This is a genomic window from Amycolatopsis sp. NPDC098790 (assembly GCF_044759945.1).
In the GTDB taxonomy this organism is placed as follows: Bacteria; Actinomycetota; Actinomycetes; order Mycobacteriales; family Pseudonocardiaceae; genus Amycolatopsis.
Genome location: NZ_JBIWAI010000008.1, coordinates 281704 through 298067 on the forward strand (window position 1 = coordinate 281704; position 16364 = coordinate 298067).

The 16364-nt window shown below is 73.0% G+C and carries 7 protein-coding genes and 1 pseudogene; 3 read left to right on the top strand and 5 right to left on the bottom strand.

Annotated features, from left to right (window positions below; translation table 11 throughout):
- Window positions 1–107: 107 nt before the first annotated feature.
- Together ACIQWX_RS44840 and ACIQWX_RS44845 are read right to left on the bottom strand one after the other, a co-directional pair.
- A complete protein-coding gene (locus ACIQWX_RS44840) occupies window positions 108–374 on the bottom strand; it encodes a hypothetical protein (protein ID WP_400884861.1) in 267 nt (88 codons plus the stop codon).
- A gap of 126 nt (window positions 375–500) precedes the next feature.
- The gene (locus ACIQWX_RS44845) at window positions 501–1280 is read right to left on the bottom strand and encodes a thioesterase II family protein (protein WP_400884864.1); all 780 of its coding nucleotides are present in this window, start codon (window positions 1278–1280) and stop codon (window positions 501–503) included.
- A gap of 377 nt (window positions 1281–1657) precedes the next feature.
- Between ACIQWX_RS44845 and ACIQWX_RS44850 the strand changes: the two genes are divergently transcribed.
- Both ACIQWX_RS44850 and ACIQWX_RS44855 read left to right on the top strand, forming a co-directional pair.
- Entirely contained in the window at window positions 1658–4240 is a 2583-nt protein-coding gene (locus tag ACIQWX_RS44850) for a LuxR C-terminal-related transcriptional regulator (RefSeq protein ID WP_400884866.1), read from the top strand.
- Window positions 4237–4398, top strand: a complete 162-nt coding sequence (locus ACIQWX_RS44855) for a hypothetical protein (RefSeq protein WP_400884867.1) — start codon at window positions 4237–4239, stop codon at window positions 4396–4398. Before ACIQWX_RS44850 ends, ACIQWX_RS44855 begins: the two co-directional genes overlap by 4 nt.
- A gap of 68 nt (window positions 4399–4466) precedes the next feature.
- On the opposite strand, the gene ACIQWX_RS44860 is transcribed toward ACIQWX_RS44855, so the two are convergent.
- Genes ACIQWX_RS44860 through ACIQWX_RS44870 form a run of 3 tightly spaced genes read right to left on the bottom strand, consistent with a single transcriptional unit; the run spans window position 4467 to window position 7460 of the window.
- A complete protein-coding gene (locus ACIQWX_RS44860; protein WP_400884869.1) occupies window positions 4467–5429 on the bottom strand; it encodes an NAD-dependent epimerase/dehydratase family protein in 963 nt (320 codons plus the stop codon).
- Between the two features lie 11 nt (window positions 5430–5440).
- Entirely contained in the window at window positions 5441–6733 is a 1293-nt protein-coding gene (locus ACIQWX_RS44865; protein ID WP_400884871.1) for a nucleotide sugar dehydrogenase, read from the bottom strand.
- A 43-nt stretch (window positions 6734–6776) separates the two neighbouring features.
- A complete protein-coding gene (locus ACIQWX_RS44870) occupies window positions 6777–7460 on the bottom strand; it encodes a PIG-L deacetylase family protein (RefSeq protein WP_400884874.1) in 684 nt (227 codons plus the stop codon).
- 289 nt (window positions 7461–7749) lie between these two features.
- Between ACIQWX_RS44870 and ACIQWX_RS44875 the strand changes: the two are divergent.
- Window positions 7750–16194: pseudogene (locus ACIQWX_RS44875) on the top strand (SDR family NAD(P)-dependent oxidoreductase); the annotation flags it as partial.
- Window positions 16195–16364: the final 170 nt, after the last annotated feature.

Genomic DNA, 16364 nt, shown 5'->3' on the forward strand with positions numbered 1-16364 from the left:
GCGGCTCCGGGGACCGGGCGCTCGACGCGAGCCGTCGGACTTAGGGCTTTGGGCACAGCGAAAGGCGGCGCACGGCGACCCGATCCGTGCACCGCCTTCCGAGCCGATCAGACCTCGGCGAGCAGCCCCAGCGAGCAGAGCGAGCCCGCCAGCAGCTCCATGTCGTAGCGGGTGTCCTCGACGTCGGTCTCCCACAGGGCCGCCAGGACGGCGCTCGCGCGGTCGACGTCGCCGGCGTGCTGCTTCAGCGCGATCCACATCGCCGCCGCCACGGGCTCGCAGTCGACCTGGCGGCTCGTGCCGCTGCAGGTCAGGCGCAGGTGGCCGTTGGGGAGCATCCGCTGGGTGACACCGGGAACGGTCTGGATCGCCATCATGACTACCTCCGGGGGCGGGTCGTTTTCCTCGATGTACCCAGTTTCGCGGATCGGGACCCGCCGAACCATGGGGTCGGCTCATGAACATCGGCTGGGGTTTCCCCACCCCTGCCGGTGCCCGGATCAGGGGGTTGCGCCGGTACCCCAGTCGCGCAGCCGGGCCGCGACGACCGCCAGGACGCCGTCGAGCTGGGCGTTCAGGTAGAAGTGGCCGCCGGGGTACACCTCGACCGCGCAGCCGCCGGTCGTGTGGGCGCGCCAGGCGTCGGCCTCGGCGAGCTCGGTGACGGGGTCGTCGTCGCCCACCAGGACCTGGATCGGGCACGCCAGTTCGGTGCCCGGCCGGTGCCGGTAGGTCTCGACGGCGGTGTAGTCCCCGCGGACGGCGGGCAGCACCATGCGCAGCAGCTCGTCGTCGCCCAGGACGGCGCTGTCGGTGCCGCTGAGCTCCTTCAACGCGGCGATCAGGCCGTCGTCGTCGCGCTGGTGGACGTACTCGATCCGCTGCTCGGACGGCGCCCGGCAGGCGGAGGCGAACAACCCCAGCGGCCGCGCACCGCGTGCCTCGAGCCGGCGGGCGACCTCGTAGCCGAGCGTCGCGCCCATGGAGTGGCCGAAGAGGGCCACGGGCCGGTCGAACCAGGGGCCGAGGTCGTCGGCGATGGCGTCGGCCATGGCCCCGACGTCGTCGAAGCAGCGTTCGCCGAGCCGATCCTGCCGCCCGGGGTACTGGACGGCCACGACATCGGCATCGAGGCCGGCTTGAGCGGCCGCGCGCGAGAACGCGAAGTAGGCGGTGGCCGAACCACCCGCGTGCGGCAGGCAGACGAGCCGCACGGCGGCGTCGTCGGCCGCGTGGAAGCGCCGGATCCACCGGCTCGTTCGTTCGTTTACGGCAGTCATGGTTCCCGAAGTTTTCGGGGCTTTCCGGGTCGTGGCAACCCCTATGGCGGGTGCTTGACGCCGGGCGCTCGCTCCGGACCGGGCCGGCCGGGCGCCGCTCCCCGACCACGCGATCGGCCCGCACGTGCGGCGGCGGGTTCGGCCGCCGGGCGCCGCGAGCGCCGCGCTCGACCCTCGCGCGATCGGGCGGCACCCGCCTCGACCGGAGCGCGCTGCACAGCGATCCCCGCGCCCCCGAGATCAACCAACCACCCCCCAAAAAAACTGTGTCCGATTCACTCCGTTGGGTGACTTTAGATCGCTGTTGGCCCTGCTTAGGCGCCTGCTGCGAACGTCGTCAGGGCAGGAAGACAACCGCCTGCTTCGAGGAGCTTGCGATGGGCGTGATCTGGGGGCAGAACCGCCGAGACAATCCGCATGGGGCCTTGGCTTTTCTCGAGGACCTGCTGATCGAATGCGACACCGGCGTCGGCGAAACGGTGCTGGTCGGGGGAGGCCCGGCCAGCGGGAAGACACACCTGCAGCACCAGCTGGTGGTGCGGGCCAAGGAACTCGGCATCGTGACGCTGACCGCGTCCGGTGCCGCCGACGAACGCGATGTGGACGGCGGGGTGCTCGACCAGCTGCTCGCCAGCCCGCTGCTGCCGCCGTCGCTGACCGATCTGCCGGCCGCCGACGGTGTCGACGACCGGATCGCCGGGCTGTGCGGCGCACTGCACCGGCTGGCCCGCGAACGCGCGGTGCTGGTGGCCGTCGACGACCTCCACCACGTGGACGAGACCTCCGCGCGGCTCCTGCTGCGCCTGCAACGCCGGACGCCGTCCGCCGCGCTGCTGCTGGTCCTCAACCACGCCGACGGGTCCTACGCCGACCTGCCGTTCACCTCGCTGCCGCACCGGCACGTCGAGCTGACGCCGCTGTCGGTGCAGGCCATCGCCGAACTCGTGCAGGGCGACGGCCTGCCCGAGCGGATCCACGAGCTGAGCGCGGGGAACCCGCTGCTGGTCCGGGCCCTGATCGACGCCCACCGCGGCAGCGCGGACACCGGTTCGGCGTACTCCGAAGCCGTGCAACGGCTGCTGCAGCGCTACGGCTCGCCGCTGCGTGAGGTGGCGACCGCGATCGCGGTGCTGGACAGCGATGTCACGACCGAAGCCGTCGCCATCGTCGCCGGGGTCGACCCCCTGGAGGCCGAGGCGTCCACCGGGCGGCTCGCCGACGCGGGCCTCGTCGCCGGCGTCCGGTTCCGGCCGCCCGCCGCGGCCGCGGTGCTGGGCGGGCTGCGCGGACCCGAGAAGGCCCGGCTGCACGTCCGCGCCGCCGAGGTGAAGCACGCCCGCGGGCTCAGCCCCGCCGACGTCGCCCGGCACCTCGTCGCCGCGGGGGAGGCGCAGCCCGACTGGGCGCTGCCCGTGCTGGTCGCGGCGGCGGAGCAGGTGATGCTCGGTGACGACATCGACTTCGCCACGAAGTGCCTGAAGCTGGCCGACTCCGTCTCGACGGCGACCTGGGAGCGGCAGACCATCTCCCAGCTGCTGGCCAAGATCACCTGGCGCGTCAACCCGGCCGCCGCGGCGCCGCACCTGAAGTCGTTGCGGGAGGCCGGTTCGCTGGACCGGTCCGACCGGATCGGGCTCGCGCGGCAGTCGCTGTGGCTCGGCGACCGGGACACCTTCGAGCGCGCGTTCGCCGCGCTCGAGCACGACGTCGAACCGCTCGACCCGCGCACCTCGGCCGAGCTGGTCCTGGCCGGCTACTGGCACTACGGCGTCTCGACGGCGACGGCCGACGCGGGCGATCCCTGGCTGCACACGGCGAACTCGCTGGCGTCGATGTGGCGCACCGGCGGCACCGAGGTGACTTCCGCCTGCGCGGAACGGATCCTGCAGAACTGCCGGCTCTCGGACACCTCGCTGGAAGCGCTGGCCACGGCGATCCTCGCGCTGGCCCACGACGACAAGGGCGACCGCGCCGAAGGCTGGTGCACGTCGCTGAGCGAGGAAGCCGAATACCGGGGCGCGATCACGTGGAAGGCGATGCTCGACGCGATCCTCGCGAGCCTGCGGCTGCGCCGGGGCGACGTCGGGGGTGCCGTCGAGCTCGCGACGCGGGCGCTGGGCATGCTGGACGCGCCCAACTGGGGCGTCGCGATCGCCCACCCGCTGGGCACGCTGCTGATCGCGCACACCGCGGCCGGGGCGTTCAAGGATGCGGCGGCGGTGCTGCGGCAGCCGCTGCCGGACGCGGTGTGGGGCACCCTCGGCGGCGTCCGCTACCTGCGGGCCCGGGCCCAGTTCCACCTGGCGACCAACCGCGGCCTCGCGGCCGTGAGCGACCTGCAGCAGTGCCGGCGGATCCTGCGCGAGCAGGACCTGGAGCTCCCGACGATCCTGCCGTGGCAGGCCGACCTCGCGGAAGCGAACCTCGGGCTGGGCAACACGGCGCTCGCCATGGAGCTGGCCAAGCAGCAGCTGGCGGGCGCCGGCCCGGCCGACGCGTACTCCCGCGGCCTCGCCCTGCGGATCCTGGCGCTCGCCGGGGACGCGGCGGCGCGCCCCGGGCTGCTGAACCGGGCGGCGGAGAGCTTCAAGGCGTCGGGCGACCGGCTGGAGCTGGCGAAGACGATGCGCACGATCAACCAGCTGAGCCAGCGCGCGGAACGCGGCGGCAGCCTGGTGAAGCCGGTGCACGTGCCCCGCCAGGGCCGCTCCCGCCCGCCGTCGGCGCCCCGGCCGGTGCCCCGCGTGGAGCCCGCGGCGGCGTCCGGGTCGGCGTCGGTGCTGAGCGAGGCGGAGCTGAGGGTGGCGGAGCTGGCCGTGGACGGCCGCACGAACCGCCAGATCGCGGCGACGCTGTACATCACGGTCAGCACGGTGGAGCAGCACCTGACGCGGGTGTACCGCAAGCTGGGGGTCGCCGGCCGCGCGGCGCTGGCGGGCGAGTTCGAGGGCGGGCAGTGAACGCGCTGCTGACGGAGACCGAGCTGAAGGTCGCCGAACTGGCCGCGGACGCGACGGCGATCGACGCGATCGCGGAGAAACTGGGGATCGCGGCGCCGGACGCGGCGGGGTTGCTGGAGACGGTGTACCGCAAGCTCGGCCCGGCGAGGCGCCGCTGAAACGACGTGAATGACTCATTCCTGTCGCCAGGCGACAGGAATGAGTCATTCACTACATCGGGGCCGGGTCAGGAAGCCCTGCGGTCGGCGACGACCGCCGTGATGATGTCGTCCAGCGTGCGCGTCGGGGCGAACCCGATCTGCTGGTTCGCCCGCGTGCAGTCCGGGATCCGGCGCTGCATGTCCTCGTACCCGTCGCCGTAGGCCTCCTCGTACGGGACCTTCGCGATCGTGCTCGCCGAGCCCGTCGCCGCGATCACGCGCTCGGCGAGCTGCGCGATCGTCGTCTGCTCGTTGCTGCCGAGGTTGAACACCTTGCCGTACGCCGTTTCGTCGGACAGCAGGGCCACCAGCGCCGGCACGACGTCGTGGACGTGGCAGAAGCAGCGCGTCTGCTGGCCGTCGCCGAACACCGTGATCGGCTCGCCCGCCAGTGCCTGCTTGACGAACCGCGGGATGACCATGCCGTAGCGGCCGGTCTGGCGCGGGCCGACCGTGTTGAACGGGCGGACGATCACCGTGCGCAGGCCGTGCTCCACCGCGTACAGGTACGCGAACGTCTCGTCCAGCGCCTTCGCCTCGGCGTAGGACCAGCGGTTCTTCAGCGGCGAGCCGATGATCCGGTCGGCGTCCTCGGTGAGGCCGTCGGCCGTGTTCTTGCCGTAGATCTCGCTCGTGGACGCGACCAGGATCGGGACGTCGTGCTGCAGCGCCGCGTCCAGCATCGTCTCGGTGCCGTGCAGGTTGGTGCGGAGGCTCTCCATCGTCTTGTCGAGGATGGTGAAGACGCCGACCGCGGCCGCCAGGTGGAAGATCGCGTCGATCCCCGCCATGCACGCCTCGACGGCCGAAGGGTCGGTGACCGAGCCGCGCACGAAGCGGAAGCCCGGGTTGTCCCGGAAGCCGGCGAGGTTGTCGAGCGTGCCGGTGCTGAGGTTGTCGAGCGCGACGACCTCGTGGCCGCGCTCCAGGAGGTGCTCGGTCAGGTGGGAGCCGATGAAGCCGGCACCGCCGGTGATGAGGTAACGCACGTCAATTCCTCTCAGTTCGCGAAGAGCGAAGGGTCGAAGCGGTAGGTGGCGTCGATCACGAGCGGGCACTGGCCGAGCCAGTCGTAGCCGTGGCCGGGCTGGACGGTGTGGATCAGCGCGACGTCCCAGTCGCCGCCCTCCGGCTCGGCGACGCTGTCCAGCTGCCCGCCGGTGACGCGGATGTTCGGCACCAGCGGGTCGTGGTAGCCGACCTTCGCGCCCCGGGCCGCCAGCAGGTCGATGATGTCCAAAGCGGACGAAGACCGGACGTCCTGGACGCCGGGCTTGTACGTCACGCCGACCACCAGCACCCGGGTGCCGCCCAGGCCCTTGCCGTCCTGGGACAGCGTGGCCGCGATCCGGTCGACGACCTGCTTGGGCCGTTCGGCGATCGCGTGCATGGCCTGGGTGACGAGCGGCGCGTTGTGCTGCGTCGCGCGCAGCTGCCAGAGCAGGTAGTGCGGGTCGCACGGGATGCAGTGGCCGCCGACGCCGGGGCCGGGGTGGAACGCCATGAAACCGTACGGCTTGCTCGCCGCCGCGTCGATCACCTCGATCGGGTCGATCGCGAAGCCGTCGCTGATCTCCGCGAACTCGTTCGCCAGCGCGATGTTCACCGCGCGGAAGGTGTTCTCGTACAGCTTGGTCAGCTCGGCGGCCTCGGCCGAGCTGACGCAGTGCACGGCCGGGGTCAGCAGGTTGATCACGCGCTGCGCCATCGCGGTGCACGTCGGCGTGACCCCGCCGAGCACGCGCGGGGTCTCCTGCTGCGTGTGCGTCACGTTGCCGGGGTCGATGCGCTCGGGGCTGGACGCGACGAAGATGTCGCGGCCGATCTTGAAGCCCCTGGCCACCAACGGTTTCACCAGCAGCCGGCCGGACGTGCCGACGTAGCTGGTGGAGGTGAGGATCAGCGTCTGCCCGGGCCGCGCGTGCTTGACGAGCGCCGCGCAGGCGCTCTCCAGCGGGCCGAGGTCGGGCATCAGGTACTCGTCGAGCCCGGTCGGGACGCACACCAGCACCGCGTCGGCCTCGGCCATCCGCGCCGAGTCGGCGGTGAGCCGGAAGTCCTCCTGGTGCACGGCTTTCTCGAGCCGGCGGTGGTCGGCCTCGATCAGGTCGACCTCGCCGGTGCGGATCGCGTCGAGGCGGTTCTGCGAGAGGTCGATGCCGATCACCTCGACGCCGCTCTCGTGCAGGCCGAGCGCGGTGGGGAGGCCGACGTACCCCATCCCGATCACCGCGACCGAGGTCAGTTCGTTCAGTTCGGCGAGGGTTTCGTATTCAGCGACAGTACTCGTCATTGCGGTTCACCCGTCTCTTGCACGGTGGAATGTGATCGGGAGGTCAGTGCACGACCCGGACGATTTCGAAGGCCTCGGCGAGGCCGGTGGAGATCTGCGAACCGCGGTACTCGGCGAGTGCGCGGACACCTCGTTCGCTGCGGGGGTGCGGCCACGGCTCGAGCTCCTTGCCGTACGCGCGCAGGGCTTCGATCTTGCGGTCGACGTGCGACTCCTCGAGCCGCTGCCAGCAGTTGGGCCGGAAGGTGACCGGCAGCCCGGACGCCTCGCCGACGTCGGTGGCGGAGCGGATCTCGAAGGTCCGCACCTCCTGGACGCTGCCCTTGCCCGGACGGCCCGCCACCCGGGCGGCCCGGCTGACCAGCGCGTGGTCGGTGCTCAGGTCGCACATGCTGGTGGTGAGGATGGTGTCGGGCTCGAAGTCGCGGACTTCCCGCTCCACCACCTTGTTCAGCTCGAGGTGGCTGACGGTGTCGAGCCGGTTGTCCCCGAACTCGTTGATGCGCACGCGTTCGATGCCGAGCGTCTTGGCGGCCAGCTCGATCGCGGCGGTGCGGTTGACGACCCCGGCGCCGTCGGCCGAGCGCGAGCCGTCGTCGTTGGTCAGGATGCAGAGCGAGACCGACACGCCTTCGTCGGCGAGCCGGGCGATGGTGCCGCCCGCGCCGAGCGTCTCGTCGTCGCCGTGCGCTCCCACGACCAGCAGTTTGCGAATTCTCCTGTGCATACCGGATCCCCAGTCTTGGTGCTGATGGAAGTGCCGTCGCACGGCATCACGAGTGGCGGAATGTCTCTCGAAATCTGACATCCGCGCGTCACGACCGACAACCCCTAAAGACCGTCTAAAGCGGACCTTGGCGGGGCGGGCGGCGGCGGCCCTAGGGGCGCGGTTCCCGTGTCATCCGGGGCCTTTAGGGGTGGGTGCGCCCGCGGCGCGCTCGTATCGTCGGTCGCATTGCTGTGGGGGTGCGCGATCCCCCTTTCCAGCGCAGGCGACGTGGAAGGAAAGAGGACTCGTGGGCAACTCCGAAGACAAGCTGGTCGGTGCGCTCCGTGCCTCCCTCAAGGAGAGCGAACGGCTGCGCGAAAAGAACCGGCGGCTGACCGAAGCCGCGCGGGAACCGATCGCGATCATCGGCATGGCGTGCCGGTTCCCCGGCGGCGCCACCACCCCGGAACGGTTCTGGCGCCTGCTCGACGAAGGCGTCGACGCGATCGGCGAGTTCCCCGCCAACCGCGGCTGGGACCTCGAACGCCTCTACGACCCCGCCGGCGAACGCCCGGGGTCGAGCTACGTCCGCGAAGGCGGTTTCCTGCACGACGCCTTGGACTTCGACGCCGACCTCTTCGGCATCAGCCCGCGCGAAGCCCTTCTCATGGACCCGCAGCAACGGCTCCTGCTCGAAACCTCCTGGGAAGCCTTCGAACGCGCGGGCATCGCGCCGCACTCGGTGAAGGGCAGCCCGACCGGCGTCTTCGCCGGCACGATGTACCACAACTACCAGGGCAGCTACGGCTCTTCCGGCGTCATCTCCGGCCGGCTCGCCTACACCTTCGGCCTCGAAGGTCCCGCCGTCACCATCGACACGGCGTGCTCGTCGTCGCTGGTGGCGCTGCACATGGCCGTGCAGGCGCTGCGCTCCGGCGAGTGCTCGCTCGCGCTCGCGGGCGGCGTCTCGGTGATGTCGACGCCGCGCACCTTCGTCGAGTTCAGCCTCGACGGCACGCTCGCCCGCAGCGCCCGCTGCCGCGCCTTCGCCGACTCCGCCGACGGCACCGGCTGGTCCGAAGGCTGCGGCATGCTGCTGGTGGAAAAGCTTTCCGACGCCCGCCGCAACGGCCACCCGGTGCTTGCGATCGTCCGCGGCACCGCGATCAACCAGGACGGCGCGTCCAACGGCATGACCGCGCCCAACGGTCCCGCCCAGCAGCGCGTGATCCGCCAGGCGCTCGCCAACGCCCGCGTCACGCCCGACGAGGTCGACGTCGTCGAGGCGCACGGCACCGCGACGAAGCTCGGCGACCCGATCGAGGCCGGCGCGCTGCTCGCGACCTACGGCCAGGGCCGCCCCGAGAACTCCCCGCTGTGGCTGGGATCCGTGAAGTCCAACGTCGGCCACACGCAGGCCGCGTCCGGCGTCGCCGGCGTGCTGAAGATCGTGCTGTCCCTGAACAACGGCGTGCTGCCGCAGACCCTGCACGTCGACCAGCCGACCCGGCAGGTCGACTGGAGCGCCGGCCAGGTCGAGCTGCTCACCGAGCGCCGCGCCTGGGAGCGGGGCGGCCACCCGCGTCGCGGCGCCGTCTCGTGCTTCGGCCTCAGCGGCACCAACGCGCACGTCATCATCGAAGAAGCCCCGGAACCGGAAGAGGCCGAGGAGGCGCCGCGGGACACCGCCGCGATCCCGTTCGTGCTCTCCGGCCGGACGCCGCAGGCGTTGCGGGCCCAGGCCACGCGGCTGCTCGCCGGCCTCGACGAGAACCCCGCGCAGCTGCTCGACATCGCGCGCACGCTGGCCGCCGGACGCACGCACCTCGACCACCGCGCCGCCGTCGTGGCGAGCGACCGCATCGGGCTCCGGGACGCGCTGCGCGGGTTCGCCGACGGCGAGCCGGGTGCGCTCACCGGCGTCGCCCGCGGCGAAACGAACATCGGGTTCCTGTTCTCCGGCCAGGGTTCCCAGCGGCCCGGCATGGGCCGCGAGCTGGCCGCCGCCTACCCGCGCTTCGCCGAGGCGTACGCCGAAGCCTGCGCCGAACTCGACCAGCACCTCGACCGCCCGATCCGCGAAGTCATCGACACCGACTCCGAAGCACTGGCCCAGACCGGGAACACGCAGGCCGCGCTGTTCGCCTTCGAGGTCGCGCTGTTCCGGCTCGTCGAGTCCTGGGGCCTGATCCCGGACGCGGTGTGCGGCCACTCCATCGGCGAGCTCGCCGCCGCGCACTGCGCCGGCGTCCTTTCCCTCGCGGACGCGGCCAAGCTCGTCGCCGCCCGCGGCCGGCTGATGCAGGCGTTGCCCGCCGGCGGTGCGATGGTCGCCGTCGAAGGCACGCCCGAGGAGGTCGCCGCCCACGATCCACAAGGGACGGTCGACGTCGCCGCCGTCAACGGCCCGCGTTCGGTGGTCCTGTCCGGCGAAGAGGCCGCGGTCATCGCGATCGGCGACAAGTTCGTCGAAGCCGGACGGCGGACGACGCGGCTGAAGGTCTCGCACGCGTTCCACTCGCGCCTGATGGAGCCGATGCTCGCCGAGTTCCGCGCCGTCGCGAAAACGCTCACCTACGCGCAGCCCGAACTGACCGTCGTCTCCAGCGTCACCGGCGCGGAGGTCTCGGCCGAGCTGACCGACCCCGAGTACTGGGTGCGCAACGTCCGGCAGCCGGTCCGGTTCGCCGACGCCGTGCGCGCGCTGGCCGCCGAGGGTGTCAACCGGTTCTTCGAGCTGGGCCCGGACGCGCCGCTGACCGCCGTCGTTCCGCAGTCCACTGAGGACACTGCGGTCGCCGTCGCGGCGCAGCGCCGGGACGTCCCGGAGGACATCGCGCTCGCCACCGCGCTGGCCGCGCTGCACGTCCGCGGCGTGGTGCCGGACTGGGCCGCGCACTTCGCCGCCCGCGGCGCGAGCCGGGCGGACCTACCGACCTACGCCTTCCAGCACCAGCGCTACTGGCTCGAGGTCTCGTCGGACTCCGGCGACCTCTCCTCGCTCGGCCTCGACCCGGTCGACCACCCCCTGCTCGGCGCGGCCACGCTGCTGGCCGACGCCGACGGTGTCGTGCTGTCCGGCCGGATCTCCGCCGCGACCCACCCGTGGCTCAACGACCACGTCGTCGGCGGCGCGATCCTGTTGCCCGGCACGGCGTTCGTCGAGCTGGCCGTCCGCGCGGGCGACGAAGCCGGCTGCGGCCGCGTCCGTGACCTGACCCTGCACGCCCCGCTGGTGCTGCCGGAAAAGGGCGCCGCGCGGATCCAGGTGCGGCTCGGCACGCCCGCCGCCGACGGGTCACGCAAGATCAGTGTCCACTCGCGACCGGACGACCTCGCCGCGACCGGCGGCTGGGCCCGGCACGCCGACGGCACCCTCGAACCCGCCACGGCCGGCGCCGCGTTCGACCTGAGCGCGTGGCCGCCGGCCGGCGCGGCGGTCGTCGACATCGAGGGCATGTACGACCTGCTGGCCGAGGCCGGCATGGCTTACGGCCCGGTCTTCCAGGGCTTGCGCGCGGCGTGGCGGCTCGGCGAGGACGTCTACGCCGAAGTCGCGCTGCCCGAGCAGGAGCGGCTCGGCGCCGAAGCGTTCGGCCTGCACCCGGCGGTCTTCGACGCGACGCTGCACGCCATCGGGCTCAGCGGCGCCGTGGGGGAGGGCACCACGCTGCCGTACTCGTGGTCCGGCGTCGAGCTGCTGGCCGCGGGCGCGTCCTCGCTGCGGGTCCAGGTCCACCCGACCGGGGACCAGACGGTCGAGCTGCGGCTGGCCGACTCGGCGGGCGCACCCGTCGCCCACGTCGGCGCGCTGGGGCTGCGCCGGATCAGCGAGGAGCAGCTGGCCGCGGCCCGCGCGGTGCCCGCGAGCACCGACTCGCTGTACCGGATCGACTGGGCCCCGCTCACGCTCGCCGAGGGCACCGAAGACGTCACCGTGTACGAGGTGGCGCCGGGAACCACCGCGGCCGCGGCGAAGAAGGCCGTCCACAGTGCACTGAACGAGATCAAGAACCACCTGGCGGGTAACGAATCCAGGCTGATCGTCGTGACCCAGGGCGACCTGGCGGGCGCCGCCGTCGCCGGGCTCGTCCGCTCGGCCCAGGTCGAGAACCCGGGCCGGATCGTGCTCGTCGAAGGCACCGCGACGCCGGAGCAGCTGGCCGCGATCGCCGCCGCCGACGAGACGGCGGTCCGGATCGCGGACGGCGAAGTGACCGTGCCGCGGCTCGCCCGTGCGACGCCGGAAGCCGGTGACGCACCCGAGTGGGGCACAGTGCTGATCTCCGGCGGCACCGGCGCGCTGGGCAAGCTCGTCGCGAAGCACTTGGTGCGGCAGCACGGCGTCACGGACCTCGTGCTCGTCAGCCGCCGCGGCCCCGACGCCGAGGGCGCGGCCGAACTCGTGGCCGAACTGGCGGAGCTGGGCGCGTCGGCGACCCTCGTGGCCGCCGACCTCGCCAACCGCGCGAAAGTCCGTGCCCTGCTGAAGAAGCACCCGGTCGACTCGGTCGTGCACGCGGCCGGTGTGCTCGACGACGGCGTCCTCGCCTCGATGACGCCCGAACGCGTCGACGGCGTCTTCGACCCGAAGGCACTGGCCGCCTGGCACCTGCACGAGCTGGCCGGCGACCTCACCGCGTTCGTCACGTTCTCCTCGGCCGCCGGCGTGCTCGGCGCGCCGGGCCAGGCGAACTACGCCGCTGCCAACGCCTTCCTCGACGCGCTCGCCGCGCTGCGGAACGCCGAGGGCAAGCCCGCGCACTCCCTCGCCTGGGGCATGTGGGAGTCCGCCGCAGGCATGGCCGGCGAAACGAACGGCAAGCGCGGCCTCGGCGCCTTCGGCGTCGACGAGGGCCTGGCGCTGTTCGACGCCGCGGTCGGCGCGGCGGGTGACCTGTACGTCCCGATCAAGCTCGACCTGCCCGCGTGGCGTGACGCCGGCGGCGTCCCCGACCTGTTGCGCGGCCTCGTCCCGGCGGCGCGGCGGACGGTGTCCGACCGCGAGGCGGGCGCGGACTCGCTGCTGGGCAAGCTGATCCGGCTGCCCGCGGACAAGCGCCTCGACCACCTGCGCGACCTCGTGGTCCAGCACGCGGCCGCGGTGCTCGGCCACGGTTCGGCCGACCTCGTCGACGCCGACCGCGCGTTCAAGGACCTCGGCTTCGACTCGCTGACCGCGGTCGAGCTGCGCAACGCGCTCAACGAAGCCACCGGCCTGAGCCTGACCGCGACGCTCGTCTTCGACCACCCGACCGCGGGGGAACTGGCCGCCCACCTGCACGAATCGCTGCTGGGCGACCTCGCCGACGCCGGGGAGCCCGAAGAGATCGTCGCCGGCGCCGGTCACGACGAGCCGATCGCGATCGTCGGCATGGCCTGCCGCTTCCCCGGCGGCGCCGACAGCCCCGACGCGCTGTGGCAGCTGGTCGCCGCGGGCGGCGACGGCATCAGCGACTTCCCGGAGGACCGGGCGTGGGACATGGAGCACTGGCTGCCCCAGGTCGCCCCGGACGGCGGCACCCCGCAGGGCGGGTTCGTCCACGACGCCACCGACTTCGACGCCGCGTTCTTCGGCATCAGCCCCAACGAGGCCGTGATGATGGACCCGCAGCAGCGGATGCTGCTCGAGTCGTCCTGGGTCGCGCTCGAAAACGCCGGCGTGGACCCGCTTTCGCTGAAGGGCAGCACCACCGGCGTGTTCGTCGGCGTGATGCAGACCGACTACGACCCGGGTGACGCGCTCGCCCAGGGCGGCGGGCTCTACCGCGGGTCGGGCGCGCTGAGCAGCGTGGTTTCGGGTCGCGTCGCTTACGCGTTCGGCCTGGAAGGGCCGGCCGTGTCGGTGGACACCGCGTGCTCGTCGTCGCTGGTCGCGCTGCACCAGGCCACGCAGGCGCTGCGAGGCGGGGACTGCTCGCTGGCGCTGGTCGCCGGCGTGTCCGCGCTCGTGTCGCCGGCGCCGTTCGCGCAGTTCGTGGACGGTGCGGTGGCCCGCGACGGCCGCTGCAAGCCCTACTCCGCCGCGGCCGACGGCTTCGGCTGGGGCGAAGGCGTCGGCGTCCTGGTGGTCGAGCGGCTTTCCGACGCGCGCCGCCACGGCCACGACGTGCTCGCCGTCGTCAAGTCCAGCGCCGTCAACGCCGACGGCGCGTCCAACGGCCTCACCGCGCCGAGCGGGTCCGCCCAGGAGCGGCTGATCCGCCGGGCGCTGGCCACCGCCGGGCTCGAACCGTCCGAAGTGGACGCCGTCGAGGGCCACGGCGCCAGCACCCCGCTGGGTGACCGGATCGAGACCGGCGCGCTGCTGGCCACCTACGGCAAGGACCGGGCCGGCGAGCCGCTGTGGCTCGGCTCGGTGAAGTCCAACATCGGCCACACCCAGGCCGCGGCGGGTGTCGCCGGCGTGATCAAGATGGTGCAGGCGATGCGCCACGGCCTGCTGCCCGCCACGCTGCACGCGGCCGAGCCGACGGCCGACGTCGACTGGTCCGCCGGGACCGTCCGGCTCCTGGACGAGTCGCGGCCGTGGCCCGAGCTCCCGCGTCCGCGCCGCGCGGCCGTGTCGGCGTTCGGGTACAGCGGGACCAATGCGCACGTGATCCTCGAGCAGGCTCCGGCCGTCGAGGTCGTCGCGAACGAGCCGGCCGGGGACGCCGGTGGCGTGCTGCCGCCGCTGGTCCTGTCGGCCCGGACCGCCGCGGCGCTGCCGGACCAGGCGCGGGCGTTGCTCGCGCGGCTCGACTCGTCGTCGGATCTGCTGGACGTGGCCTACTCGCTGGCTCAGCGGCGTCCGCTGTTCTCGCACCGCGCCGCGGTCGTCGGCGCCGACCTCGACGAGATCCGGGCCGCTTTGTCCACATTGGACGTTGTCGGCCGGGCGCGTCCGGGTGGCACGACGGCCTTCCTGCTTCCCGGCGAAGGGGTGCAGGGCGCCGAGCTGTACGCCGCTTTCCCCGCGTTCGCCCGGGAATTCGACCGCGTGGCGGCCGGGTTCGACACCTACCTCGGCCGCTCGCTGCGTGACGTCGTGCTCGCCGAGGCGGGTTCGGCGGCCGCGCAGCTGCTCGACCGGACCGAATTCGCGCAGGCCGCGGCGTTCACGTTCGGCGTCTCGCTGGCCCGGCTGTTCGAAAGCTGGGGCCAGCGGCCGGACGTGCTGACCGGCGTCGGCGCGGGCGAGATCGCCGCGGCGCACCTGGCCGGCGTGCTGTCCCTGGCGGACGCCGTCAAGCTCGTCGCCAACCGCGGCCAGCTGATGGCCGAGGGACCCCTCGAAGACGACCTGCTCGAAGAGCTGGCGGAGATCGCGGGGGAGCTGACCTACGACGAACCGCGGGTCTCCTTCGCATCCTCCGGTGACTTCCGCGATCCGGCGCACTGGGCTGGTGCCCCGGTTCCGGAGGTCGAGGCGACGCACACCCTGGATCTGGGCGCGCTCCCGACGGTGCGCGCGGTGCTGCTGGCCGCCGGCCGGCTGCACGTGACGGGCACCGGCCTCGACGTGACGCGGATGTTCTCCGGCCGCGCCGCGAAGACCGTGTCGCTGCCGGACTACGCGTTCCACCGCGACCGCTACTGGCCCACGGTCGACATGGAGGCACGCCATGCGATCGGCGACCACGAGCTGCCCGCACCGCGCACCGAGGCCCCGGTTTCCTTCGAACAGACGGAAGAAGGCGTGCGGCGGTTCGTCCTCGCCGAGGCGGCCGGGCTGCTGGGGTACGCCGGCCCGGACGCGATCGACGAGGACGCGCACTTCCTGGAGTTCGGCTTCGACTCGCTGACGGCGCTGAAGCTGCGGAACCGGATCGCGGAGACGACCGGCGTCACCTTGGCGGCGTCGGCGGTGTTCGACCTCGGGACGCCGGTGGCGCTGGCCGCGCACCTGCTGGAGCTGCTGACTCAGGCTCCGGCCGTTTCGACCGGAGACCCGGTGAAGGAGCTGTTCGTCGACGCTGTCCGCGGTGGCCAGGTCGAGAACGGCATCGCGTTGCTGGGTGCCGCGGCGAACCTGCGGCCGAAGTTCACCGGCGTCGCCGGGCTCGGCTCGGTGCCGCGGCCGATCTCGCTCGCCGATGGCCCGGACGGCCCGCGGTTGCTGGCCGTCCCGTCGCCGGCGGCGCTGGGCGGGGAGTACCAGTATGCGAAGCTCGCGGCCCGGTTCCGCGGCCGGCGCGGGGTGTCCGCGCTGCCGACGCCCGGGTTCCGCACGGGCGAGCCGGTGCCGGCCGACGTCGACGCGCTGCTGGAGGTCCTGGAGGAGAGCGCCCGGCTCGGAGCGGGCGACCAGCCGTTCGCGCTGCTCGGGTATTCGTCCGGCGGGGTGCTGGCGTACGCGCTGGCGGCCCGGCTGGAGAAGGCCGGCTTCGCCCCGGCGGCGGTGGTCCTGCTGGACACCTACGAGATGGACGCGGCCGGCGAGTCGACGGCGGACACGGTAACGGACATGGCTTCCGGGATGATCGAGCGTGAGGAGCAGTTCGGCCCGTTCGACCGCGACAAGCTGACGGCGATGGCCCACTACCTGGGCCTGCTGGAGACGGCGGTGCTGGGCGAGGTGGCGGCCCCGACGGTCCTGGTGCGGCCCGAAAACCGCTTCGGCGAAGCTCCGGCGGACGACTCGTGGCGCTCGACGTGGAGCCGCGCGGACGCGAAGGTGACGGTGCCGGGCGACCACTTCACCCTGGTGGACACCGACGCCGAGACGACGGCCAAGGCGGTCGACACCTGGCTGGGCACCCTCACCTGACGCCACCCCGGTCGTGGGGGGGGGGGCGCGGGGGGGGGGGGGGGGGCGCGGCCCCCCCCCCCCCCCCCCCCCCCCCCCACCCCCCCCCCCCCACCCCCCCCCCCCCCCCCCCCCCCCGCACCACCCCCCCCCGCCGCGCCCCCCCCGCCACAAACACAGGACCCACCCCC